Source organism: Kitasatospora sp. NPDC089509 (assembly GCF_044749365.1).
In the GTDB taxonomy this organism is placed as follows: Bacteria; Actinomycetota; Actinomycetes; order Streptomycetales; family Streptomycetaceae; genus Kitasatospora.
The window spans coordinates 38,615-60,346 of the sequence record NZ_JBIVHS010000003.1 but is presented as its reverse complement, the minus strand read 5'-3'; the positions used below and the strand labels follow the sequence as shown (position 1 = coordinate 60,346).

Below are 21,732 nucleotides of genomic sequence, written 5' to 3'. Positions count from 1 at the left end.
TGCCTCAGTTGCTGTGCGGGCGGGCGAGGTTGTCGGGGTGCAGGATCTCACCCAGCTGCTCCTGGGTGAGCAGGCCCCGGCCGAGTACCAGGTCGTGGACGGAGGTTCCGGTGGTGAGCGCCTCCTGCGCGATGCTGGTGGCGTTCTCGTAGCCGATGTGCGGGTTGAGCGCGGTGACCAGGCCGATCGAGCGTCCGACCAGGTGGGCGAGGTGCTCGCGGTTGGCGGTGATGCCGGTGACGCAGCGCTCGGCCAGGGTCAGGCAGCCGGCCCGCAGGTGGGTGATGCTCTTCAGCAGGCTGTGGGCGATGATCGGCTCGAAGGCGTTGAGCTGGAGCTGTCCGGCCTCGGCGGCGAAGGTGACGGTGAGGTCGTTGCCGATCACCTCGAAGGCGATCTGGTTGACCACCTCGGGCACCACCGGGTTGACCTTGCCCGGCATGATGCTCGAACCCGCCTGCACGGCGGGCAGGTTGATCTCGCCGAGGCCGGTGCGCGGGCCGGAGGAGAGCAGCCGCAGGTCGTTGCAGGTCTTGGAGAGCTTGACGGCGACCCGCTTGAGCACCCCGGAGAGCTGGACGAACGCGCCGGCGTCCTGGGTCGCCTCGACCAGGTCGCCGGCCACCTCCAGGGATATGCCGGTGATCGCGCCGAGGTGGGCGCAGGCGGTGGCCGCGTACGCGGGGTGGGCGTTGAGCCCCGTACCGATCGCGGTGCCACCGAGGTTGATCTCGCGGATCAGGGCGCAGGCCTCGGCCAGCCGGCTGCGGTCCTCCTCCAGCATCACCGCGAACGCGGCGAACTCCTGGCCGAGCGTCATCGGCACGGCGTCCTGGAGCTGGGTGCGGCCCATCTTCAGCACGTCGGAGAACTCGGCGGCCTTGTCGGCGAAGGCGTCGCGCAGCACCGCCATGGCCGACAGCAGGCCCTGGGCGGCGAAGTACAGCGCGATCTTGACGGCGGTCGGGTAGACGTCGTTGGTGCTCTGCCCGGCGTTCACGTCCTCCAGCGGGTGCAGCTCGCGGTACTCGCCCTTGGTGTGCCCGAGCAGCTCCAGCGCGCGGTTGGCGACCACCTCGTTGGCGTTCATGTTGGTGGAGGTGCCCGCGCCGCCCTGGATCACGTCCACCACGAACTCCTCGTGGAAGCGGCCGGCCCGGATCTCCTCGCAGGCCGCCACGATGGCCCGGGCCTTGCCGTCCGCCAGCAGGTCCAGGTCGCGATTGGCCGACGCCGCCGCCTGCTTGACGCAGGCCAGCGCGTTGACCAGCTCCGGGTACGCCGAGACCGGGGTGCCGGTGATCGGGAAGTTCTCCACCGCCCGCAGGGTGTGGATGCCGTAGTACGCGTCGGACGGGACCTCGCGCTCGCCGAGCAGGTCGTGCTCGACGCGGGTCGACGGCTGGAGGGCAGACTGCATGGCGGTGTCCGTTTCGAGGGTGCGGAGTGCGGGGTGCGGCGCGATCGGCGCCGGCCGCAAGATTACGGCGAAACGGCCGCAATGGGGTTGCAAATCACTGCCCGGGTCTTGATCAGGCGTGGTAGATAATGCCGCCATGGACCCAATCGACAGAAGCATCTTGCGCGAGCTCCAGAACGACGGCCGGCTGACCAACCAGGAGCTCGCCCAGCGTGTCGGCCTGACCGCCTCGCCCTGTCTGCGCCGGGTGCGCCAGCTGGAACTGGACGGTGTGATCGAGGGCTACCGGGCGATCGTCAATCCACAGGCCATCGGCCGCAGCTTCGAGGTCCTGGTCTCGATCGAGCGCGACACCCGCTCGGTCGCCGAGTTCGAGGAAGCCCTCCTCGCCATCCCCGACGTGGTCGAGGCCTACCGCCTGATGGGCAGCCCCGGCTGCCTGGTCCGCGTCGCGGTCGCCGACCTGGCGGCCTACGAGAAGCTGTGGACCGAACGCCTCACCCGGCTGCCGGGCGCCACCGCCGTGAACTCGCAGATCATCATGAAGCCGATCAAACAACGCGACGGCCTCCCGGTGGACCGCTGAACCCGCCCACCGGCGGACGCCGGGCGGGCTCGGCCGCACCCGGTCACAGCGCGACCGCCCCCACCACGGCCGCCGTCGCCACCACCAGCAGACCCACCACGTTGACGGCCATGTCCAGCTTCCAGGAACGGCGTGCGGCCTCGACGTCCAGGACGAAGACCGCCGGGTCGTCGGGGGCGTAGTGGACCGTGGCGTCCAGGCCCCGTGCCCTGGCGGCATCGGGCAGGTTGGACTCGCAGTAGGCCGTGACGGCCCGGCCGTCGAGGGTGGTGAAGGCGAGGACCGGCACCAGGCGGCTGGAGGTGTACCCGTCGTCGTCGACGGTGACGCTTCTGAGGACGGCGACGAAACGCCCGGGTACGGCGGCCATCGCGGCCAGCCGGTCGAGGCGGCGGTTGCGGTCGCGGATGTTCCCGGGCAGGTGGTACGCCGCGGAGAGGGCCCACGGTCCGCAGAAGCCCAGCAGGGCCCACGGCCAGCCCCGGTCGATCGCGAGGACGGTGACCGGACCGGCGTAGCAGAGGAGCAGCGCGAAGGTCGGCCAGCCGAGCCCGCGGCCGCCCTCGGAGGGGTCGTTGACGAACCGGTAGGCGTGGGGCCTGCCGGGCGGGTAGCGGACTCCGATCTCCCGGCCCGTCCAGGCCACGCGGGTCCGCTCGCCGCGCTCACCGTCGTTGGTGACGGTGAACTCCTGCCCGGTGGACGGGTCCTGGAAGGAGACGACCACGCCGATCCCGTCCTCCGGGGAGCTCCCGTGCCGGGGCTCGTCCACCCGCTCGATCCGCCCCCGCACCCGGACCGTCCGCTGCGCCCGGGTCATCCCGGCCAGCGACCGCCCGTAGCCGACGAGCGCCGCCGCGCCGAACACGCCGCACCAGGGGACCAGGTATCCGTGCCAATCCATCCAATCCATCCGACTCTCCTGCTCTCGTCCGGGGGTGCCTCAGCGTGCCGTCCCGGCACGGCGCACCACGTCGCCCCGCCCGTCGGCCTCCAGTGACGCGGTACCCCCGGGCCCGGTCACGACGACCCTGATGACGAGGGAGCCGGTGAGGCGCTCAGCGGTGATCTGCCAGGTCTGTGGGGAGCCGGCGCCGAGGGCGGTCGCGGCCTCGTCCACCAGGGCGGGGAAACGGTCGTAGGGCAGCGCCCGGGGGTCGAACGCCGGGGTCTGCGGGGCGCCGGTCGGCGCGAACACGACCGACAGCAGGCGTTCCCCGACGACGACTGTGAGCGCCTGGCGCGCGTCCCCACCCTTGGTGAGCGAGTCGACGGCCCGGCCCAACTCGCCCTTGTCGAGGAACGACTGGCCCGCGCCCAGGGTGACCGTTCCGGACGCCGACGTGACGACCGTGGTCGAGGAGGCGGTCGCCGAGGTGGTCGAGGACGTGGACGACGACGTGGACGAGACGGACGGCGGCGGCTGCGCGCTGTCGTCCCGGCCGAAGAGGTCCGCGCGGAAGAGCAGGACCACGGCCGCCGCGCCGAGCAGCAGACCGAGGAGCACGGCGAAGCCGAAGGCACAACCCTCCGGGGGCGCGGCCACGGTGGTCGTCGCGGACACCGGTTCGAGGCCGGCCGATGCGGCCCGGTCCTCCCACGGCGGCGTCGGCCGTTTGACGATGCGCACCCGCCACGGCCGGTCCGGGGGGTACTCGACCACCACGACACCGCGCGGCCGGTAGTCGGGCAGGTCGACGAGGTTGATGTCCTGCGTGGTCCCCACCCGGAACGCCGGCCCGTCGTCCGGTACGACGGTGAGCTCGAAGCGCACGGGCACGTCGCTCGACTCGCCCCGGACGGCCTCCAGGCTCTCGATCCTCGCGAGCGCCGTGCGGTGCACGACCGCCGCCTCCCGGGCACGCCTGGGCATGCCGGCGAGGAACAGCAGCAGCCCGTAGACCGTGGGCACCACCAACCCCGCGACGAACAGCGGTGCGTCCTCGACGACGGTGCCCACGACGAGCGCGGCGAGCGACGCCCCGACCACACCACCGGTCAGGAGCCCCCGGGCGCACGCGACGGGCGTGTTGTGAGTGGCCGGGGGAGTATGCGTGGTGGTCGTCACACGAGCGATTGTGCTGGGTCGGAGTGACGGCCGCTAGACCTTTGTTCGTTCTCCCAGCGTCCGTGCGACGTCTTCCAGCGATCCGAGCAGCGGGTTGGGGTCGTCGGCGCGGGTGACGAGCACGGTCTCGCAGGGATCGGCGTCGAGGACGGGCACCAGGGCGATGTCCTCGCGTACGGCAGGGCGTCGGTCGCCGGCCGGGAAGAGCGCGACACAGTGGCCGGTGGCGATGAGTTCCAGCTTGTCCTCGTAGCTGTCGTCGATCGCGGGCGGGGGCGGTGCCGGGCGGTCGCCGACCGGCTTGGGCGTGCTCCAGACCACCGGAGTGCTGACGCAGGTCACCAACTCCTCGTCGGAGAGGGCTCGCAGGCTGACGGATTCCTCGTTCGCCAGGTGATGACCTGCCGACGTGACGAGTACCCGCGACTCCTCGTGGAGCGTGGTCACCCGGAAGCCCCCTGCGAACAGGCCCACGGGCAGGGGCCGGTAGGCGACGAGGGCGTCGACCCGTCCCTCGGCGAGGGCGTCCGTGTCCCGCCAGTCGAGGTGCCGGGTGCGGACCTGGCTGTCGGGGTGCCGGCGGCGCAGTTCCTGCACCCAGGCGGTGATGACCAGTCCTTCGGCGTAGCCGACGGTGAGGGTACGGGGCTGGACGGCGGCCCTGGCGGCGCGAGCGGCCTGCTCGGCTTCCTGGAGCAGGATCCGGGCCCTGGGCAGGAAGGCCTGACCGGCGTCGGTGAGGCTGCTGCCCTGCGGCGAGCGGTCGAAGAGCCGGACTCCGAGCTCGGCTTCCAGCCGCTGGATCTGGCGGCTCAGCGACGGCTGCGCCAGGTGCAGCCTGGTGGCGGCCCGGCCGAAGTTGCCGTACTCCGCCACGACCGTGAAGTAGCGCACGAGCCGCAGATCGACGTCCATCCGCCCAGGGTACGTCGTGCGCCGTCATGCGCCCGGGGCATGGCGGCATGCGGAACAGGTCTTGGACGCGGTGCGCGGGTGGACATTTGACTGGAGGACATGACCACTTACGACGGCAAGAAGATCGTGATCACGGGCGGAAGCAGCGGTATCGGCCTGGCCGCGGCCCGGTTGTTCGCGGCCGGTGGGGCGCACGTACTGATCACCGGCCGTACCGGTGCCACCCTGGACGCCGCCCTGGAGCAGTTGGGGAACGAGGCGATCGCCGTCCGGAGCGACACCGCCTCCCTGAAGGACATCAGGGCGCTGGCCGGCACCGTCCAGGAGCGGTTCGGCACGGTGGACGCGCTGTTCGTCAACGCCGGCGTCACCGCGTCCGCGCCGTTCGACTCGACGACGGAGGAGATGTACGACGAGCTGTTCGGCATCAACGTCAAGGGCCCGTACTTCACGGTGCAGGCCTTGGCGCCGCTGTTGCGCGAGGGGAGCGGCGTGGTCCTCACCACGTCGGTGGTGAACGTCCTGGGCCTCGACGCGCTCAGCGTCTACTCGGCGAGCAAGGCGGCCCTGCGGTCGATGACGCGCACCCTGGCCCGCGAGCTGCTTCCGCGCAAGGTGCGCGTCAACGCCGTGAGCCCCGGCCCGATCGACTCGGGGATCCTGGACCGCTCCTCGCTGCCCGCCGACGTCGTCGAGGGGATGAAGGACACCTACCGGAGCACCAACCCGATGCAGCGGCTGGGGACGCCCGAGGAAGTCGCCGCCGCGGTCGCGTACTTGGCGTTCGACGCGACCTTCTCGACCGGAGCGGAGTTCCCCGTCGACGGAGGGGCCTCGCAACTCTAGGCCCTGTCCGGCCGAGGCGCTCCGACGGCCGAGCGGAACACGACGACCGCACCGAGCGCCCCCGGCAGCTCGGCGCTCATCGTGCGGCGGCGGCCGCGTACAGGGCGCGGATCAGGCGGTCGTTCTCGGGTGCGGCCGCGGCGGGGAACGGGGTGCGGCGGCGGGTGTAGCCGTAGGCGATGCCGTTGCGGGGGTCGGCGAAGGCCTGCTGGCCGCCCGCGCCGCTGTGGCCGAAGGAGCCCTGGCCGAGTTGGGGGTGGTACTCGGCGGTGGCGTGGAAGCCGATGGTGAACGCCTTGTGGACGCCGAGGACCAGGTCGTGGCCGGAGGACTGGATCTGCCCGGCCAGCGCGACGGTCTCCGGCGCGAGCAGGGGCGGCGTCCCGTCCAGCGGCCCGATCGCCGCCGCGTACATCCGGGCCAGGCCGCGCGCCGAGGCGACGCCGCCGAAGGAGGCCGTCCCCGAGGTGCGGACCGCCGGGATGTTCGGCAGCTCCCACACCGCGGGGTTGCGCGGGTGGTGGCGGTTGAAGGCGATGCCGGACAGGCTGTTCGGGGCGCCCGCGTCGGCCGCCAGGGCGGCCAGTCGTTCGGGGGTCGCCGTCATCGGCCGGGCGTCGAGGAAGCGGTGCTCCTGCGCGGCGGCCAGCCCGAGGTGGAAGTCGACGCCGTAGGGGTCGCGCACCCGCTCGGCGAACAGCGCCTGGACGCTGCACCCGGTGGCGCGGCGCACCACTTCGCCGCTGAGCGCCGCCGCGACCAGTGCGTGGTAGCCGAACGCGGTGCCCGGCCGCCAGTACGGGCGCTGCGCGCCGAGGCGCTCGGCGACGGTCCGGTCGTCGGCGAGTTCCTCGGCGCTGAAGCCGCTGTCCGTGCCGACCAGGCCGGCCCGGTGGGCCAGCAGCTCGCGCAGCAGGAGGTCCCCCTTGCCGTGCGCCGCGAACTGCGGCCAGTAGTGGCTGACCTTCCGGTCCAGGTCCAGCACGCCGTCCTGGACGAGCGAGGCGACGACCAGGTGCGCGGCGCCCTTGGACGCGGAGTACGCGCCGAACAGCGAGTCCCCGGTGGTCTCCGGGCCGGTCCACAGGTCCACGACGCGTTCGCCCCACCGGTAGGCCGTGAGCTGCGCGGCGTGGTCGCCGCCCTCCTCGGCCGCGACGGCGGCGAACTCCGCGCGCACCGGCTCGAAGCCGTCGGCCACCGTGCCCCGCACTGCGTTCTCGACCACAGTCCTGTCCTTCATCGTCGTGCCCTCCCGGCTCCGTGGCGGCATGGGTGTCGGTGGGCGGCCGACCGGCCGACCCACTTATCTACCAATGGTTACTTAATAAGTCGCGCCAGTCCACCCCCCGGAAGCAAACCCTCGTGACGGGTGCCCGACGGCGGCCCTCGTATAGTCCTGACCATGGCCGACACCCCGACGACCCCCGCCCGCCGGGGACGCCCCGCACGGATCAGCCGCGAGCAGATCGTCGACGCCGCCGTCGCGGCCGGGAACCTCGACACCCTGACCATGCGGGAGCTCGCCACCCGGCTCGGAGTCACCCACGCCGCGCTCTACCGCTGGGTCGCCAACCGCGACCAACTGCTCGACCTCGTCAACGAGGTGATGGTCGAACGGGTCCTCCCCGCCGACGGCCCCCACGGCCAGGAGTGGCGGCCCTGGCTCGCCGACCTCGCCTGGGGCATGCACGACACCTTCCTCGCCCTGCCCGGCTACGCGACCCGGCTCTCCCGACCGCACCGCCACACCGACTCGGCCCTCGGCCGGCTGCGCGCCGCCGTCATCGCGGCCTTCACCGACGCCGGCGTCCCGCCCCAGCTCGCCGAACAGAGCTGGTACGTCTTCATCACCTCAGTCGTCGGCTGGCTCGCCGCCCAGGAGCACCCCCACGACCTCGGCGACGGCTCTCCCCGCTTCGACCTCTTCCTCGGCACGCTGCTCCGCGGCCTGCCCGCGCGCGAACCGGGCGCCGAACGACGCTAGCGTCGTTCGGCGCCCGGAACGCGCCTGTCCATGGGTTTCGCCGAGGGGGCCGTCAGGAGACCCGGTAGCGGGCGTGCTCGATGTGCCAGACGTACGAGGAGGCGATGGACCGGAGGGCTCCCACGTGCTCGCGGAGCGCGCCGTCGCCGGTGCCGGTCAGTTCGGTGATGAGGGCGCCGGCCCTGGTGGCACGGTCCTCGCACATCCGCGAGGCCAGTCGGAAGGCCTCGTCCAGGTCGCAGGCGTGTTGCCGCATCAGGAGGGTCGGCAGGCTCAGCGGCGGCGGGCCGTCGTGGGCCGCCTCCTTCCGGTAGGAGGCGAGGTCGTTGATCCAGCCGGCGAGGTCGGCGACGGCCGACTCCAGCTCCCGCACTGCCTCCGACTCGCGCTGCCGCTCGGTCAGTTCGTAGCCGAGCACCACCTCGGCGGCCGCCATGACGGTCCGCACGAAGACCGTGTGCGGTCGCATCGCGCGGTAGTCGGCGAGGCCGACCGGGTCGGGTCCGTCGAGGTGGTGGGCCTCCCAGAGGATGCCGAACAGGTTGTCCCGCAGGTGCGCGGTGAGCCGCAGGTACCGCGTGCCGGGAGCCCGTTCCCGGAGCCGGGCCAGGAGGTCGCGCAGCGCGGCACCGAACACGCCGGTGTCGCCGGGAGGTTCGCCGTGACCGGCCAGCAGGTGGACGCACTCGCCGATCCGGCGGACCAGGCCGGCCGGGTCACGGGCTCCGGCGGCCTCGCCGTACGTGTCGTCGAACGCGGTGAGCCACAGCAGGAGGTCGGCGCAGAGGAAGAGGCCCTCGCGGTCCGCGGTCGGGAAGGTGCGCGCCATGCCGTGGCCGGTGATGTTGCACAGGGCCTTCAGCTTGCCCGGGGAGCCGACGAGCGGGAAGGCGCCGAGCCACTCGGCGGTCTGCCGCTCGATGTCGTGGGCGTGGGGGCTGACGGCGAAGGGGCCGGGAAAGCAGTGCCCGAGGTCGGGCATCGGCAGGGCCGGTGGGGCGGGCGGGGCCGGCTGGGCGGGCTGGGCGGTGTCGGTCATGCGGTCCTCCCCGCGTGGGCGTGCCGCCCCGCGGTCAGCCGGTTCTCGACGGCCACCTGGAGCGACGAGGGGTGGACGGTGATCTCGCCGATCGGCCGTACCGCGTCGGGGCGGGTCGGCCGCAGCCGCCAACGGGAGGCGATGACCGCCGTGATGACCATCGCCTCGGTCGACGCGAACGCGTCCCCGATGCACATGCGCTTGCCGGAACCGAAGGGGATGAAGGCCCCCTTCGGCGGCTGGGGGCGCTCCGGCAGCCAGCGGTCGGGGTCGAAGCGCTCCGGATCGGGGTACAGGTCGGGGTCCCGGTGCAGGGCGAACGGACTCCACACCAGGTCCGCCCCCGCCGGCAGTTCGACCGGGCCGAGGCGCACGGGCGCGAGCGCCTGCCGGGTCACCAGCCAGGCGGGGCTGTACAGCCGCAGGGTCTCGTTGAGGAGCCTGCGGGTGAAGGTGAGCCGCCCGAGGTGCTCCGCGGTGACCGGCTCGCCGCCGAGTACGGCGTCGAGCTCCTCGTGCAGCCGGTGCTCCAGGTCGGGATTGCGGCCGAGTTCGTAGAACAGCCAGGCCACCACGACCGCGGTGGTCTCGGATCCCGCGGCGAGCAGTCCGGTGATCTCCGAGAGGATCTCGTCGTCGGAGAGCGGCTGACCGTCGCCGTCCTCGACGGTCAGCAGCAGCGACACCATGTCGTCGTAGGCGTCCGGGTTCGCCCGGTGCTCCGCCAGGATCTCCGCGACCGCGGCACGCAGGACGCCGTTGGCCACCTTGACCTGCCGGTTGCCGCGGGTGGGCAGCTTCTCCAGCACGGACACCGGAAGCAGGGCCCGCCGCAGTGCGGCCGTGAAGACCGTGTCGACGCTCTCCAGGATCGCGTGGGCGGCGCCGCTCTCCGGGGTCGACGAGAAGAGCGCCGACATGACGACGTTCTGGGCCATCAGCTGCATCTCGGCCTTCAGGTCGAGCTCGGCCCCCGCGTGCCAGCCCGCGACGGTCGGTGTCACGGTCTCCCGCATGGAGTCGACGTAGCCGCTGATCTTCTCCCGGTGGAAGGCGGGCTGCAGTTGGCGCCTGCGGTGCAGGTGCGCCCTGCCCTCCGCGACCGGCAGCGCGTCCTTGCCGAAGAGCTTGAGCTTCTCGAAGAGCAGCCCCTTGGAGAACTGATCGGCCTTGCTGGTGAGCATCTCGTGGATCAACTCGGGCGAGTTCACCACGGTCACCGACTTCGGGCCGACGGTGATGCGCACGACGGGCCCGTGCGCGCGCAGGCTCTGGATGAACGCCAGGCGGTCCCTGATCAGCGGCACGGCGTGGCCGAGGAGCGGCAGTCGCCCGGGAGCGGTCGACGGTGTCCGGAGGTCGGCGGTCACGGGCGTGCTCCTTGCAGGTGGGCGCCGACGGAGCGGCCCGCGGCAGTGGCCCGTCGATCCGCCGAGTCGTGCCGGGCGCGCAGGAGTTCGCGCGCTGCGAGCACCTCGGCCTCGATCATCGCGCCGGGCGCGTACAGGGTCTTGTCGTGCCAGAGGGCGGGGTGCCGGTGTCCGGGGGCCGCCGTCGACTCCAGGAAGAGCGCGGCGCGGTCCAGGGCCTGCTCGTGCCGGGGCCGGTGTGAACGGGCGGAAGCGCACAGGAGGATCTGCACGGCGTAGGCGGTCTCCTCGGCGGTGCCGCCCCAGATTCCCCAGGAACCGTCCTCGCGCTGGGTGTTCAGCGTCCAGGTGGCGGCCGCGTCCACCGCCGCGCCGGCGCGGTCGCCGCCGTGGCGGGCGAGCGCGGTCACGCACCGTTCGGTGGCGTAGTAGGGGGAGGCGTGCCACTTGTCGTGCCAGTGCCCCTCGGGCTGCTGCACGTCGACCAGCCACTCGGACAGCTGGTGCATCCGGGGGCGGTGGCCGGGCCCGGCGTCGGGACGCAGCCGGAGGTGGCCGTCGAGGGCCTGCAGGGCGTGGGCGTTGGCGGTGACCGAGCCGGTGTCCTCGCCGACGTAGCAGTCGTAGTGGCCGCCGTTGTGGAACAGCTCCAGCGGCGCGGGGCCGTACGGCCGGCCCACGAGCGAGGCCACCAGCACGGCCATGGCGGTGTCGTCGGCGTCCACCATGAGGCCGGGCGCGCCGCGTACCCCCGCGGGGTCGTAGATCCGGTCGACCCACGAGCGGACGGTTTCCACGGCGGCGGCGGGAAGTCCGGCCCGGGCCAGTGCGACGGCCACCCAGAGGCGTTCGAAGACGAGGATCGGGGCCGCCTCGGGGAAGAGGCCGTCGTAGCGCTGGGCGACGGCTCCCAGGTCGGCGATCGCCCGGGGGACGGCGGCGGGTGCGACGGCGGCCACCGCGGCGGTGGCCGCCGGTGAGCTGCCCAACAGGCCCGCCGCCCCGGGTATCTCGGGTATGAGGTCCTGCGGCAGGTACCCGGCCACGCCCTCGAAGGTGTGGTGGAACTTGACCGGGAGGCGACCGGCCGACGCGTACTTGCGCGCCACGTAGGCGGGCGCCGCCTCGTGGTAGCCGTGCGGGACCGCGAGCCGGGGCCGCGCGTGCCAAGGCCCGAGCCGGGGCAGTCCCTCGGCGGCGGCCCGCTCCAGGTGCTCGTTGATCCGGGCGACCAGACCGGGCACCAGGATCTCGGCGGCGGCCGTGTCCGGCCACGAACAGTCCGTCGGCAGCGCGCGCAGGGCGGCGAGCCCCCGGTCCGCCGCCGCCGCGAGCCGGGCGCCGTCCTGCGCGGACGCGGTGCCCCGGAGCAGGACCGCCAACGCGGCCTCCACCGCGCTGAGCGTCGGCAGCAGCCGGTACGGCTCCGGTCCCTCACCCCAACTGCCGTCGGGCGCCTGCTCCGCCAGCAGATGGGCGAGGCGGCGGGACTCCCCGGGCAGCCAGGGCGCCGCCGAGGCGACCCGGGCCGTCTCGTACAGGGAGGGGCGGACACTGCCCCAGTCGTCCCGGTCGACCCGGGCCACCAGGGCACCGGCCCGTTCGGCGTAGGTCCTGTGGGTCTGGGTGGTGTTCACGGAAGGGTGCTCCCCCTGGCTGGCTGCGGTGACTGTTCTGCGGCGGTCGGTCATCTCTGCCTCGCCGTCGCGGCCTCGGCGAGCCGGCGCAGACCGAGGGCGGCCGCGGCCGGGAACGGGGCCCGGTCCAGGGCGGTGCGGGCGGCGTCGTACCGTGCGCTGATCATCTCCTCCACGGTCTGCCGGGCACCGGTGGCTTCGAGGACCTCGCGTACCTCGGCGGCCTGTTCACCGGTGAGGTCGCTCCGGCCGACCAGGCGGTGCAGGGTGTCCGACTGGGCGGGCGTGGCGCGTTGGACGGCGAGCGCCATCAGCACGGTGGCCTTGCCCTCGCGCAGGTCGTCCAGGACCGGTTTGCCGGTCCTGGCGGGATCGCCGAACACGCCGAGCAGGTCGTCGCGCAGCTGGAACGCCTCTCCCAGCGGTACGCCGAAGGCGGTGCACGCGTCGAGCACCGACGGGGCGGCCCCGGCCAGGGTGGCCCCGATGTGCAGCGGCCGTTCGACGGTGTACTTGGCCGTCTTGTAGCGGATCACGTGCAGCGCGGTGTCGACGTCCCCGGAGAGCCGGCCGGTGCTCCGCAGGTCCAGGAGCTGGCCGTACATGACCTCGTTGCGCATGGCGTGGACCAGGGGCAGCACCCGGGCCAGCTGGTCGGGGTCGAGGCCCGCGGTGTGGAGGAGCTCGCTGGACCACACGAGGGCCAGGTCGCCCAGCAGGACGGCGGCGCCCAGACCGTAGGCCTGCGCCCGCTCCTGCGGGCCGCCGTCGGCGGTGTAGGCGGTGGCGAGCGCCCGGTGGGCGGAGGGTGTCCCGCGCCGGAGGTCGCTGTTGTCCATCACGTCGTCGTGGACCAGGGCGAACGCCTGGAAGAGTTCGAGGCTGGCGGCCGCGCGGACGACGGCCGTCGGCTCGCCCGATGCTCCGCCGGCGTGCCAGCCGTAGAGGCACAGCACGGATCTCAGGCGTTTGCCGCCGAAGAGCAGGGTGCGCAGGGTGTCGGTGAGGTCGAGCACCTCGACACCGGGTGGGTCCTCGGCCTTGGCGTGCAGGAAGCCGGTGAGAGCCGCGTCCACCTGCTGCCGTAGCGAGGTGAGGTCGGGCGGAGCGGTCTGGGCGAGCGTGTCCGTCATCGGATCCTGGGTTCCTTCTTCGGTCGGTGGCCGTCGCGGTGGTTTCCGTCTGGACAGAACGAGGACACGGGTTCCCGTCGGCGCGCGGTGGTGGTGGCGTCCGCCGCCACCACCACCGCCTGCGGGCTTAGGCCCTCGCGGCGAGCGGGGCCGCCGTCGGGCCCGCCGTCGGGGCGGGCGCGGCGTCCGGCCCGGCGTTCGGTCCGGCGTCCGGGCCGGCGTCGGCGGGGCTCCGGCTCCAGGGAGTCGCCCCCTCGGCGTCGGGGGCCAGCGGGGTGAAGCGGGCGGGGAGCGCGGTGAGGGTGCGGTGGAAGGGGCCCTCGCGGTAGGTCAGTTGCTCGACCGGGACGGCGAGTTCGATGTCCGGCAGGTAGCTGGTGAGCCTTTCGATGGCGGCGGTGGCGATGAGCAGGGCGAGGTCACGGGCGGGGCAGGCGTGCGGACCGGCCGCGAAGGCCAGGTGCGCCTTGGTGCCGGAGCGGTAGCCGTCGGACGGGACGCCCGCGTGCGGACAGGTGTTGGCCGCGGCGTACGAGACCATGACCGGTGAGCCGGCCGGCAGGTGGGTGCCGTGGAAGGTCAGGTCCCGCTTGGGGAAGTGGAGGCTGTAGTTGGCCAGCGGCGAGTTCTGCCAGAGCGCCTCGTGGATGGCGTGCTGGATCGGCAGGCTGCCGGTGGTGAGGGTGCCGAAGTAGCGCGCGTCGCTCAGCATCCGGACACAGGTGTTCGCGATGAGGTTCGACAGCGGTTCGTTCCCGGCCCCGAGGGTGATCAGGATCTGGTTGACGGCCTCCTCCTGGTTCAGACCGTTGGGGTGGTCGATGAACCAGGAGGTCAGGTCGTGGCCGCGCTGTTCGGCCTTGGTCTGGTAGAGGGTGCCGAGGTACTCGCCGAAGGCCTGCCCACCCGCGGCCTGCCGCTCCGGGTCGGTGTCGACCATGGCCGCGAGGGCGTCCACCAGCCGGGGGCCGTACTCGTCCGGCATGCCGAACAGCTGGTTGAAGACCATCAGCGGCAGTTGCCGCGCGTACTGGTCGACGAGGTCGACCGTCCCGGTGTCGGCGAACCGCTGCACCAGCGTGTCGGCGAAGCGGAACGTCACCATGCGCACGTCGTGGGGGTCGAGCAGCCCGAAGCTGTCCGTGATCACCTTGCGCAGGTGCGCGTGGTACTCGCCGTCGGCGTAGAAGAGGCTGTCCCGCCACTCCACGTTGGGCCGGATCGGGCTGGACAGCGGCACCTGGGACAGCCAGCCGCGGGTGTCCTTGGTCCAGGTCTCGGCATCCTGGAGCAGGTCCAGCGCGGCCCGGTAGTCGGTGACCAGGTGGACCACGACCCCGGGGGCGATCTCGGCGAGGCCGACGGCGCCCTGGAGGCGCAACAGGTCGTAGCTGCGCTGGGGGTCCGCGGCGTGCTCGGCACCATACAGGGGCACCGGCGCCGCGGTGGGTATCTTCGTCACGCTTGTGCTCCAGCGAGGGACAGGGAGTGGGCGGTCAGCTCGACCAGAGCGGTGAGGCTGCTGTTCTTCGCACGGGCGTCACAGGTGACCAGGGGAGTGTCCGGGGCGAGGTCCAGTTTCGAACGCAGCAGCTCCAGGTCGTAGTCGGGGGAATCGGGGAACACGTTCACGGCGACGGCGTACGGCAGACCGTGCTCCTCGATGAGGTCCATCACTTCGAAGGACTCGTCCAGCCGCCGGGTGTCGGCCAGGACGAGCGCCCCGAGCGCCCCGTGCGCGATGCCCTCCCACAGCGGCAGGAACCGCCGCTGGCCCGGCGTGCCGTACAGGTACAGGACCACCCGGTTGCCGGGCAGGGTCAGCCGGCCGAAGTCGATGGCCACCGTGGTGGTGCTCTTGTTGCGCAGCCCGACCAGGCTGAGGTCGTCGGTGCCGACCGCGGCGTCCGTCATGACCTCGTCGGTGTGGAGGGTCGGAATCTGCGACAGGGTTCTGATCGCCGTCGTCTTGCCGACCCCGAGCGGGCCGGTCACCAGGATCTTGACCCTGCGGTGGTCCCGCTCGGGCAGGTAGACGGGACGCGGGTCAGACGAGGAGGGCGCGGAGTCCACTCAACACCTCTTCCATTACTTCCTTCGACGGGCGCCCGGCGTTCGAGGGGGCGAGGGCATCCGGGAGCGGCACGGTGGCCTTCAGGTGACCGTCACTGACGAGTTGTTCGGCGAGCACCAGACTCACGCTCACCGGTAAGCCGAGATAGCCGGCCACCTCGATGACGGTGAGGGCGCCACCGGTGAGCAGCCGGACGACGCGCTGGTGCACGGCGGTGTGGTAGGAGGCGGGCGGAACGCCCGTGGCACGCAGGGCAGTCAGCGAATCGAGGGTGCTGCGGGCCGGAAGGCTGCTGCTTCCGGTCGCCAGGTAGGAGGGCAGCAGCCGTCGTTGTTGCTGACCGCGGCTCACGCTCCGGCCTCGGTCCCGCGGCGCGGAACGGACATGACCTGCTCGCCGAGCTTCTTCGCCTGCCGGGCCATGGTGTGGGCGACCACGCCCATCGGCATCTCCTCGTCGCCGGCGGCCGCGATCAGGGTGTTGGTACCGGCGCCGGCCGGCATGACCATGTAGGTGCCGAGCGCGTTCACCGCGGTGACGGTCTGGATGGGAAGGTTCTCGGCCGCGCCCAGGGCGGTGTTCGTGGCGGCGCGGGCGGCGGCGTGCATCGCGGCGGTCATCGCCGCTATGCCGTCCGCCTCGTCGACCGTGAGGTTCTGGGACCTGCCCTGAACCATCCCGTCGAGGGTCATGATCAGGGCGTGTCGCACGCCCCGGATCTCGGTGATCGGGTTCAGGTACCAGGCGGACTGGTCCGCCGCGGTGAGGTTCTCGGGCACGGTCACTGCTCTCCTTCGGGATCGGTCTCGTTACGGCCGCTGGTGTGGCCCTCCTGGAAGGCGGCCCAGATGTTGCGCTCCCGCTCCGGGTCCAGCGCCCGCGGCGTCGAGGTCGCGGTGCTCGGGGCGGGCGTCGCCGTGGCGGCGCGACGGCGACGCTGCGGCAGCTCCGGCGCGGCCCCCGCCGCGGTCGGCGCGGGAGCCGGCGTGCCCGGGTCGGCCTGGACGGCCGGGGTCGGGGCCGGGCGCTGGGCGACCTGGGGCGCCACTACAGGCAACGGCGCCATCGCCGACGGCGGTTCGGCCTCTTCGTCGATGGAGGTCAGCAGGTTCGGGGGAACAGACACCACAGCACGCACCCCGCCGTAGGGAGACGGATTGTCGATGGAGACGTGGAAGCCGTAGTCGGCGACGAGACGGCCGATGGCGGCGAACCCCTGGGACGGCGGGTCGCCCAGTTCGGTGAGCATCACTTCGCGCTGCTCACCGGAGACCAGCCGGACACCCCGGCCGAGGGCCTCCGAGGTCATGCCCTTGCCCGCGTCGTCGACCGTGATGCAGACGCTGCCGTTCCCGGTCTGGATCAGGCTGACCTCCACGGCGAGGTCGTCGCGCGAGTGCTCCAGCGCGTTGGCCATGAGCTCGGCACAGGCCACGGCGACGGGCTCGGCCGCGCGCCCGACGATGCCGAGGTTGGAGGCCCCGAGCCGAGAGTTGATCTTGACGCGTTCGAAGCCGCGCAGTCGTGACGAGGCACCCTGCACCAGCTCCACCAGGTAGGTGTTCTTGCGCACGTGGCCGGGCCAGGCGCCGCACACGATCGCGGTCCGCTGGATGAGGCGGAGGTTCTGCTCGTTGAGGTGGTCCGTGGCGAGCAGACGCTCCGTCAACCGCCGCGGTGCGCTGAACTCGTTCTGCAGGGCCTCGATCTCCGTCTGCAGACGGTACGACAGCGCCTGGGAGTCCTGGCTGGTGCCGCGCAGGGCCGCTCGGGCGGCGGCGTCCACCCGACGGCGCTCCTTGAGCACGACGCCGGTCACCAGGTCGATCACGGAGTCGACGAGCTCTTCCTCCGTCGACCCCGCCAGGCTCTCGTGGCGCAGCCCCGGGACCGGGTGGTGGGAGCTGATCAGGTGCAGGGCGAGGGCGGGAAGCCGCACGGAGTGCAGGTGGCGCACCTCGTCCTGGAACTCCGCCGCGCGGGCCGCGGCGTCGTCCGCGCGGGATTCGGCGGCCTGCCGGTCCCGATCGGCGGCCTGTCGGCGCTGATCGGCGGACTGCGCCAGCGCTTCGGCGGACTTCAGGGAGGCCGCCAGCGCCCGGTTCTGCCGGGCGAGTCCCCGGCGTGATCGCGCCAGTACTGCGGCCACGACGGCTATGAGAACGGCCAGGGCGCCTAGCCCGAGGGCCAGTTCTGATTGGGAGGTCACGAGGGAGCGGTCCTAGGGGGTAGTGGTCGGGCCTCGATCGGCAACTCCGCGCAGGGCCCGGGGTCAGGAGCGGGCGCAGGCCTGCGGGAAGCTGCGGGCAGTGGAGAAGACGCGAACATCCCGGAAACGTGCGGAAGTTGTGCGGTACTCTTGGGCAGGAACGATGTACTGACCCGGCAGCGGCAGGCGCGGCTCACGCCGAGGCGCTGCGCGCGGCACGGCCGGCACGATGGCCCGTCAGGAGACCCCCGGCTGACGGACCGACCGTTCGCCGACGAAGCGGCAGTCGCCGGTCCCGACCTGGCCGCCGCACAGTACCTGCTGTCGATGCTGGGGAATCAGGTCCATCAGAACTCCGTTGAGGGCAATGGGAAGTCAGGCGGATCCAGGGCTCGCCGAGCACTGTCAAATCTCGGCAACACCATGCCAAAGTGCTGGACAGCTTACGCGAACTTGATCTCTTCGTGCAGCCCGGCAGGGGTGGAGTACATCGCACACTGCCCGGCCGCGGTCGTCGGAGCGTCAGATCTGCGGCGTGCCGCCGGCCTGCCAGTCACTGGGGGAGATGCCGTAGGCCGCGCGGAAGGCGCGGCTGAAGTGGCTGGAGTTGGCGAAGCCCCAGCGCCGGGCGACTCCCCGCCATCCCGAGTGGAGTTCCACCACCACCCCCGGGTGGACCGACGGTAGACCCGTCGCTCCACCCGGGGGTGGTGGTGGGGAGCTCCGCCACGACACAGCCTTGCGGTATGGAATCTCCGCGCCCGCGTGCCCGTCCTGCTCGCCGACCTCCGCGTCGCCGTCCGCTGTGCGGTCCGGCGGGCACCGCGCCGTGAAGGCCGGTCCGGTCGTCGGTGGCATTCCCGCCCGCGGCGGACGAATGCCGACGTCCATGACCCGGCCGCGGCCCGGGATATCGGCCGGGGTGGTGGGAATGTCTGCGAAGTCCTCGAAGTCCCTGTCCGGGCTTCCCTTTTCCTCGGTGGCAAACCGCCGGAAGCCCGGGATGCGCCGGCGGAGGGGGGCGCGGGGGGCTTCGCGGTCGCCGGACCCGACGCTCCGGCAAGGGCTCTCACCTGCGGTTCCGACCGTTCGGGGCAGGGGCGGTCCGCATCGAATCGGGGACTATTGGCCGCCGGTGGAGGCGCGCGGATTTCGCGGTGGGGGGTGTTCCAAAAGAATGGCCGTGACCTGGTGAAAGGCGCCATCCGGTGTGATAAACAGTCCTCAGTTTGACGAAAACACTAGTGAGGCGTGACGGAGGGGGCCGTCGGCGCCGGCCATGGAGGGGGTGTGGGGATCCGTGGGAGAGAACATCCGGTTCACTGTGCTGGGCGGCGTGCGGGTCATCCGAGGCGAGGCCAGTATGGCCACCGGAGCACCCCAGCAGCAGGCGTTGCTCGGGGCGTTGCTCCTTCGCTCGGGGCGGGCGGTCTCCGCCCACGAGCTGATCGGTGCGATCTGGGGGGAGGCGGCGCCGGAGTCCGCGCTGTCGAGTCTGCGCACCTACGCCTGGCGGCTGCGGCGGATCGTGGAGGACGACCGCACCACGCCCAAGCGGCTGGTCTCGTTGCGGGACGGCTACCAACTGCTCATCGAACCGTCCTCGGTGGACGCGGTGCACGCCGAGGCGCTGGCCACCGGCGCGGTGCGGGCCCGGGACATCGGTGACGAGGCGGCGTGCGGCCGCCTGCTCGCCGAGGCCCTCGCGCTCTGGCAGGGCGAACCGCTCGCCGGCGTGCCCGGGCCGTTCGCGGAGCAGCAGCGTTCCCGGCTCACCGCGCTGTGGCTGACGCTGATGGAGGAGCGCTTCGACCACGACCTGCGCGGCGGTCGGCACGAGCTGCTGATCCCGGAACTCATCGCGTTCACCCATGAACACCCCATGCAGGAAAGACCGTACGGCTTCCTGATGCGGGCGCTCTACGCGACCGGGCGCCAGGCCGAGGCCCTCGCCGTGTTCGGCCGGGCCCGGCACGTGCTGGCCGAGGAGCTGGGCATCGACCCCGGGCCCGAGCTCGGCACCCTGCACGAGCGGATCCTCGCCAGCGACCCGATGCTGCTGGCGGCACCCCGGGGGCGGTCCGCCGAGCGCACCCCGCCGCCCGGGAGCGGCGGCGAACCCCCGCTCAGACCCGGCCCGGACGTCGCCGTTCCCGCTCAATTACCTGCCGACACACCGGACTTCACCGGAAGAGCGGCCCAGGTGGCGGCACTGGCCGTCGTCCTCGGCGATCCGGACCGGGTGTCCGTACCGGTCGCGTCCATCACCGGAATGGGCGGCATCGGCAAGAGCACCCTGGCCGTCCGGGCCGCACACCAGGCCGTCCGGCACTTCCCCGACGGGCAGCTCTACGTGGACCTGCGCGGCAACAGCCTGGAACCGGCCGACCCCGGGACCGTCCTCGGCGGCTTCCTGGCCGCGCTGGGTGTTCCCCCGCAGGGCATCCCGGCCGGGACGGAGGACCGGGGCCGGCTGTTCCGGAGCACCCTGAGCACCCGTCGGGTCCTGCTGATGCTGGACAACGCGCGCGACCCCGCACAGGTGAGACCCCTGCTGCCGGGCTCGGTCGAGTGCGGCGTGATCGTCACCAGCCGGGCGAGACTAGCCGGGCTTCCCGCCGGTACCCACCTCGACCTGGACGTCTTCGACACGGACGAGGCGCTGGGACTGCTGCGGGAGGTCGTCGGGCCCCGGCGCGTGCTGGACGAGCCGGAGGCCGCGGGCGAGCTGGTCGCGCTCTGCGGCCACCTCCCGCTCGCCGTGCGGATCATGGCCGCCCGCCTGGCCGCACGGCCCCGCTGGACCATCGCGTCCATCAACGACCGACTCGCCGACGAGCGGCTGCGGATCGGTGAACTGCGCGCCGGCGACCTGGCGGTGGCGGCCGCCTTCGAACTCGGGTACCACCAGCTCACCCCCGCGCAGGCCCGGGCCTTCCGCCTGCTCGCCCCGGTCGCCCGGGCCGGCATCGGCCTGGAAGCCGCCGCCGTGGTGCTCGACCTCGACCCGTACGACGCCGAGGACGTGCTGGAGTCGCTGGTCGACGCGGCCATGCTGGAGGCCCCGCTGCCCGGCCGGTACCGCTACCACGACCTGGTCCGCTCCTTCGCCCTGCAGCTCACCACCGTCCGCGCGGACGACGACCGCGGCGGCGGGGCGGGTGCCGCGGCGCTGCGCCGGCTGCTCGACCACCTGCTCGCCGGGGCCTGCGCGGCCTTCCAGAGCATGGTGCCCGGGGACCCGGTGGGCGCCGTGCTCGGGGCGGGCACCACGCCCCGCCCGGCCTTCGGCACACTGGCCGACGCGCGGGCCTGGGTGCAGTCCGAGTTCGACTGCGCCACCAGCGCGGTCGCGCTGGCCGCCGGGGGCGCCTTCGGCCGGGACCCGGGGATGCTGTGCACGGCCGTCGACCTGCTGGTCTCGCTCACCCCGTTCAGCGGGGACGTCGCGTACGGCCAACTCGCGGCGGTGGCGCGGACGGCGGCGGAGACCGCGGCGCTCCAGGGCAACGACCAGGCGGAGGGGCGGGCCCGCTTCGTGTGCGGCAACGCCGCCCTGCACTCCACCCAGCTCGCCGAGGCGGAACTGCACGCCCGGCTGGCGACCGACGCCTGCCGGCGGGTCGGGGACAAGGTCATCCTGCGCCAGCTGCTCAACGACCGGGGCCTGATCGCGCAGTTCCAGCAGCGGTACACCGACGCGGTCGACTACTACGACCGGGCGATCGAGCTCGCCCGGGAACTCGGCCACCGTTCCGGTGAGTTGGTGACCATGCTGAACGCGGCCCACGCCCGGCTGCGCAGCGGACTGCCGGAGGAGGCGGTGGCCTCCTGCGAGCAGGCGCTGGTCGACCTGCACGCCATGGCGGACCCGCACGGGATCTCGTACGCCTGGTACGTGCACGGCATGGCCCTGCACGAGGCCGGGCGGTACCCGGAGGCCGTCACCAGCTACACCAGGTGCCTGGACATGTGCGTCTCGGCCCGGATCCGCGGGCGGGAGGCGCAGGCTCGGTTCCGGCTGGCGGAGACCCAGCGGGTGCTGGGCTCGCTCGACGCGGCCCTGGCCGAGGGCGAACGGGCGCTGGCGCTCTGCGAGGAGCTGGGGATCGAACGCGACCGGGGGAACGCGCTGCTGGTCATCGGACAGGTGCTGGGCGACCTCGGGCGGCCCGGTGCGGGGCTGGCCCAGGCGCAGGTCGGGCAGGCCCTCTTCGCCCGGCTCGGCCTGCCGGAGGCGGACCAGGCGGAGCGGCTGGTGGCGAAGCTCGCGGCCCTCGTGGAGGCCTGAGCCCGCCCCTGGAGCGGGCCCGTGGAACGGGCGAGCGGGCCCCCCCCCGCCGGGCCGGGCGCCCCCCCCCCCCCCCCCCCCCCCCCCCCCCCCCCCCCCCCGGGCGGGTGCAAACCGGGGGGCGGGTGGCCGCCCCCGGGGCCCAGCCCCCGGCGCG

The 21,732-nt window shown here is 72.9% G+C and carries 18 protein-coding genes and 1 pseudogene; 4 read left to right on the top strand and 15 right to left on the bottom strand.

All coding sequences use genetic code 11. From position 1 onward, the window contains the following. Positions 1-4: 4 nt before the first annotated feature. Positions 5-1,420: an aspartate ammonia-lyase gene (aspA, locus tag ACIP4P_RS06600; RefSeq protein WP_400915429.1), complete on the bottom strand. Its 1,416-nt coding sequence runs from the start codon at positions 1,418-1,420 to the stop codon at positions 5-7. A gap of 136 nt (positions 1,421-1,556) precedes the next feature. On the opposite strand from aspA, the gene ACIP4P_RS06595 reads away from it, so the two are divergent. Next, entirely contained in the window at positions 1,557-2,006 is a 450-nt protein-coding gene (locus ACIP4P_RS06595; RefSeq protein WP_350517923.1) for an Lrp/AsnC family transcriptional regulator, read from the top strand. A 43-nt stretch (positions 2,007-2,049) separates the two neighbouring features. On the opposite strand, the gene ACIP4P_RS06590 is transcribed toward ACIP4P_RS06595, so the two are convergent. The 3 genes from ACIP4P_RS06590 to ACIP4P_RS06580 are packed head-to-tail and all read right to left on the bottom strand — an operon-like array spanning position 2,050 to position 4,989. Continuing rightward, complete coding sequence (locus ACIP4P_RS06590) at positions 2,050-2,910, bottom strand: DUF3592 domain-containing protein (RefSeq protein ID WP_400916389.1); 861 nt, start codon at positions 2,908-2,910, stop codon at positions 2,050-2,052. A 39-nt stretch (positions 2,911-2,949) separates the two neighbouring features. After that, complete coding sequence (locus ACIP4P_RS06585; protein ID WP_400915427.1) at positions 2,950-4,074, bottom strand: hypothetical protein; 1,125 nt, start codon at positions 4,072-4,074, stop codon at positions 2,950-2,952. Between the two features lie 33 nt (positions 4,075-4,107). Further along, entirely contained in the window at positions 4,108-4,989 is an 882-nt protein-coding gene (locus tag ACIP4P_RS06580) for a LysR family transcriptional regulator (protein ID WP_400915426.1), read from the bottom strand. Between the two features lie 99 nt (positions 4,990-5,088). Here ACIP4P_RS06580 and ACIP4P_RS06575 point away from each other — a divergent pair, with 99 nt between their 5' ends. Continuing rightward, positions 5,089-5,835: an SDR family oxidoreductase gene (locus ACIP4P_RS06575; protein ID WP_400915423.1), complete on the top strand. Its 747-nt coding sequence runs from the start codon at positions 5,089-5,091 to the stop codon at positions 5,833-5,835. A gap of 76 nt (positions 5,836-5,911) precedes the next feature. Here the strand turns inward: ACIP4P_RS06575 and ACIP4P_RS06570 are convergent, their stop codons facing one another. Further along, on the bottom strand, positions 5,912-7,063 hold the full coding sequence (locus ACIP4P_RS06570) for a serine hydrolase domain-containing protein (RefSeq protein ID WP_400915421.1): 1,152 nt from the start codon (positions 7,061-7,063) through the stop codon (positions 5,912-5,914). Between the two features lie 177 nt (positions 7,064-7,240). Between ACIP4P_RS06570 and ACIP4P_RS06565 the strand changes: the two genes are divergently transcribed. Further along, complete coding sequence (locus ACIP4P_RS06565) at positions 7,241-7,822, top strand: TetR family transcriptional regulator (RefSeq protein WP_400915419.1); 582 nt, start codon at positions 7,241-7,243, stop codon at positions 7,820-7,822. Positions 7,823-7,874: 52 nt separating this feature from the next. Here the strand turns inward: ACIP4P_RS06565 and ACIP4P_RS06560 are convergent, their stop codons facing one another. The 10 genes and pseudogenes from ACIP4P_RS06560 to ACIP4P_RS06515 form a co-directional block, all read right to left on the bottom strand. Beyond that, positions 7,875-8,861 (bottom strand): terpene synthase family protein, encoded by a 987-nt coding sequence (locus ACIP4P_RS06560; RefSeq protein WP_400915416.1) that lies wholly within the window; start codon positions 8,859-8,861, stop codon positions 7,875-7,877. Beyond that, complete coding sequence (locus ACIP4P_RS06555; RefSeq protein WP_400915414.1) at positions 8,858-10,231, bottom strand: cytochrome P450; 1,374 nt, start codon at positions 10,229-10,231, stop codon at positions 8,858-8,860. Before ACIP4P_RS06555 ends, ACIP4P_RS06560 begins: the two co-directional genes overlap by 4 nt. After that, the gene (locus tag ACIP4P_RS06550) at positions 10,228-11,868 is read right to left on the bottom strand and encodes a prenyltransferase/squalene oxidase repeat-containing protein (protein ID WP_400915413.1); all 1,641 of its coding nucleotides are present in this window, start codon (positions 11,866-11,868) and stop codon (positions 10,228-10,230) included. The genes ACIP4P_RS06555 and ACIP4P_RS06550 overlap by 4 nt, the downstream gene beginning before the upstream one ends. Before the next feature lie 50 nt (positions 11,869-11,918). Continuing rightward, entirely contained in the window at positions 11,919-13,001 is a 1,083-nt protein-coding gene (locus tag ACIP4P_RS06545) for a polyprenyl synthetase family protein (protein WP_400915411.1), read from the bottom strand. A 127-nt stretch (positions 13,002-13,128) separates the two neighbouring features. Further along, on the bottom strand, positions 13,129-14,463 hold the full coding sequence (locus ACIP4P_RS06540) for a cytochrome P450 (protein WP_400915409.1): 1,335 nt from the start codon (positions 14,461-14,463) through the stop codon (positions 13,129-13,131). Then, positions 14,460-15,074: a GTP-binding protein gene (locus tag ACIP4P_RS06535; protein ID WP_400915408.1), complete on the bottom strand. Its 615-nt coding sequence runs from the start codon at positions 15,072-15,074 to the stop codon at positions 14,460-14,462. Before ACIP4P_RS06535 ends, ACIP4P_RS06540 begins: the two co-directional genes overlap by 4 nt. Next, positions 15,049-15,426 carry a DUF742 domain-containing protein gene (locus ACIP4P_RS06530; protein ID WP_350517912.1) on the bottom strand — a complete coding sequence of 126 codons (378 nt, stop codon included), beginning with the start codon at positions 15,424-15,426 and terminating at the stop codon, positions 15,049-15,051. The genes ACIP4P_RS06535 and ACIP4P_RS06530 overlap by 26 nt, the downstream gene beginning before the upstream one ends. Further along, positions 15,423-15,860 carry a roadblock/LC7 domain-containing protein gene (locus tag ACIP4P_RS06525; RefSeq protein WP_400915406.1) on the bottom strand — a complete coding sequence of 146 codons (438 nt, stop codon included), beginning with the start codon at positions 15,858-15,860 and terminating at the stop codon, positions 15,423-15,425. The genes ACIP4P_RS06530 and ACIP4P_RS06525 overlap by 4 nt, the downstream gene beginning before the upstream one ends. Further along, the gene (locus ACIP4P_RS06520; protein WP_400915404.1) at positions 15,857-17,284 is read right to left on the bottom strand and encodes a sensor histidine kinase; all 1,428 of its coding nucleotides are present in this window, start codon (positions 17,282-17,284) and stop codon (positions 15,857-15,859) included. The genes ACIP4P_RS06525 and ACIP4P_RS06520 overlap by 4 nt, the downstream gene beginning before the upstream one ends. 522 nt (positions 17,285-17,806) lie before the next feature. Beyond that, positions 17,807-17,917 (bottom strand): annotated as a pseudogene (locus ACIP4P_RS06515) (helix-turn-helix domain-containing protein); the annotation flags it as partial. Between the two features lie 730 nt (positions 17,918-18,647). On the opposite strand from ACIP4P_RS06515, the gene ACIP4P_RS06510 reads away from it, so the two are divergent. After that, positions 18,648-21,575, top strand: a complete 2,928-nt coding sequence (locus tag ACIP4P_RS06510) for a BTAD domain-containing putative transcriptional regulator (RefSeq protein ID WP_400915403.1) — start codon at positions 18,648-18,650, stop codon at positions 21,573-21,575. The last annotated feature ends 157 nt before the right edge of the window (positions 21,576-21,732 follow it).

Excerpts from the sequence above, each read along its gene's own strand:
- aspA (WP_400915429.1), bottom strand. The coding sequence starts at position 1,420 with ATGCAGTCTGCCCTCCAGCCGTCGACCCGCGTCGAGCACGACCTGCTC.
- ACIP4P_RS06510 (WP_400915403.1), top strand. The coding sequence starts at position 18,648 with ATGGCCACCGGAGCACCCCAGCAGCAGGCGTTGCTCGGGGCGTTGCTC.
- ACIP4P_RS06565 (WP_400915419.1), top strand. The coding sequence starts at position 7,241 with ATGGCCGACACCCCGACGACCCCCGCCCGCCGGGGACGCCCCGCACGG.
- ACIP4P_RS06590 (WP_400916389.1), bottom strand. The coding sequence starts at position 2,910 with ATGGATTGGCACGGATACCTGGTCCCCTGGTGCGGCGTGTTCGGCGCG.
- ACIP4P_RS06575 (WP_400915423.1), top strand. The coding sequence starts at position 5,089 with ATGACCACTTACGACGGCAAGAAGATCGTGATCACGGGCGGAAGCAGC.
- ACIP4P_RS06595 (WP_350517923.1), top strand. The coding sequence starts at position 1,557 with ATGGACCCAATCGACAGAAGCATCTTGCGCGAGCTCCAGAACGACGGC.
- ACIP4P_RS06580 (WP_400915426.1), bottom strand. The coding sequence starts at position 4,989 with ATGGACGTCGATCTGCGGCTCGTGCGCTACTTCACGGTCGTGGCGGAG.
- ACIP4P_RS06545 (WP_400915411.1), bottom strand. The coding sequence starts at position 13,001 with ATGACGGACACGCTCGCCCAGACCGCTCCGCCCGACCTCACCTCGCTA.
- ACIP4P_RS06560 (WP_400915416.1), bottom strand. The coding sequence starts at position 8,861 with ATGACCGACACCGCCCAGCCCGCCCAGCCGGCCCCGCCCGCCCCACCG.